Here is a 648-nt window from a genome sequence, read left to right on the forward strand (position 1 = left end):
AGAAGAGCACGGGTCGAATGCAGAGACAACACGCCCTGCTGTTCTTCGGTCTTGATCGGAACAAACATTGTATCAGGGTGAGTTGCCGCCACACAGATCGCCGCCGCATCAACGGCGTCATTCTTTTTGCCTTTTCTCACAAAAGGTCGGACCCGATCGGGGGAGACGAGTTTGACATCATGACCCGCGCGGCTGATCACCCGAGCCCAGTAATGAGCAGACCCGCAGGCTTCCAGGACAACTTCGCAGCGTTCAAGTTCTGCAAAAAATGCAGACACTTCACTCCGCCCAAGCTTGCGTTTGAAAACGCACTTTCCACTTGCGTCAGCGCCATGAGCCTGAAATACGGATTTGGCAATATCCAGGCCAATTATGCTAGCTTTCATGCGGATGGTCTCCTCCTGATGGTGCATCAACCTCCATCATGGCACATTGATGCCACAAGGAGGCCGTCCACCCCATCTTGTGGACAGTCATGACCTTGTGCCTGCACCAGTGCGCAAGGCCGGCGGTTTCACCAGACGCCTTCGGCGGCCTACGGCTGGCGCGTCACACGCGCCCTCTGGTGCAGCCAGTCCCTTGTGCCGGGGAGGTGGCCTTTTTGCTCAGGAGGCAAGGAGTGGGGTGGGGCGACCATGCCTCTTGCCC

1 protein-coding gene is annotated in these 648 nt (G+C 57.4%); it reads right to left on the reverse strand.

Features of this window, described 5'->3' with window-relative positions; translation table 11 throughout:
- On the reverse strand, nt 1-386 hold a 386-nt coding region (locus GOB83_RS14700; protein WP_165926633.1), incomplete at its 3' end, for an IS110 family transposase.
- Between the last annotated feature and the right edge of the window lie 262 nt (nt 387-648).

Source organism: Acetobacter fabarum (genome assembly GCF_011516925.1).
GTDB lineage: Bacteria > Pseudomonadota > Alphaproteobacteria > Acetobacterales > Acetobacteraceae > Acetobacter > Acetobacter fabarum.